At 48.5% G+C, this 960-nt stretch carries 1 protein-coding gene; it reads left to right on the top strand.

What is annotated here, in order from left to right:
- Positions 1-569: cadherin-like domain-containing protein (locus ACRBG0_RS28555; protein ID WP_431490228.1), on the top strand; the 569-nt coding region annotated here is incomplete at both ends.
- Between the last annotated feature and the right edge of the window lie 391 nt (positions 570-960).

A 960-nucleotide genomic window follows, 5' to 3' on the forward strand; every position in this document is an offset into this window, starting at 1 on the left:
CAATTAGACAGCTGGAGTTTGGATATTTGCTTAGACGTTCCACCGGTAGCAACGCCTGCTTTGGTGAACAATGTTTTTATCATGGAAGCGGGTACTACAGCTGCGGTACCCAACAGTCATTTGCTGGCCAGCCTGCCGGGAGAAGACGCTACTTCGATCACGTTTACGCTGCTAAGCTTACCTGTAGAAGGTACGATGATGCTTGATGGATCACCTGTTTCGATAGGGGCTACCTTTACCCAAGCAGACATTGATAACGGCCTGCTGGTATATACCAATGTCAACGTTGACGCAACACAAGACGACTTCCGCTTTAGCGTAATAGCTGCAGACGGCGGCTGGATACCTAACGAGACCTTTACCATCCAGTTTGGAATGAGCACGCTGGCTGGTGCCACTTACGTAAACGAAAATGTAGTGTGTGCAGGAGATGCCAATGGGCAGATCACGGCCAATGCTACGGGCCCCAATGCACCATTTACGTATAGCCTGGATGGAGATGCCTTCCAGATGGAAAATGTCTTTAATGGTTTGGTTGCAGGAACTTACGAAGTAACGGTCATGGATGCNNAATACCGTTATTACCAATATGGTAGTGTTGGAAGGGGGAACCAGTATCAGTGCATCTGCTACGACCACTGCTAATAATATCACCGTAGATGCTTCTGGAAGTGCTGGAATGCTGACTTATAGTATTGATGGCGAGACCTTCCAGGCAGGGAATCAGTTCCTTGATTTGCCTAACGACACCTACGAGATTACCGTGATGGACGAAAATGGTTGTATTGGCACATCTACCGTGACGATCAACCTCATCCAAAGTGCTACCGTAACGACAGCGAGCACCAGTTGTGCCAACGGAGAAGACGGCGCACTAACGGTAACGGAAGTAATCGACGGCGCAGGCCCTTACCAGTACAGTATTGATGGCGAAGTATTTGGCAAAAGCAATACATTCGA

Source organism: Lewinella sp., assembly GCF_050633125.1.
GTDB lineage: Bacteria > Bacteroidota > Bacteroidia > Chitinophagales > Saprospiraceae > Lewinella.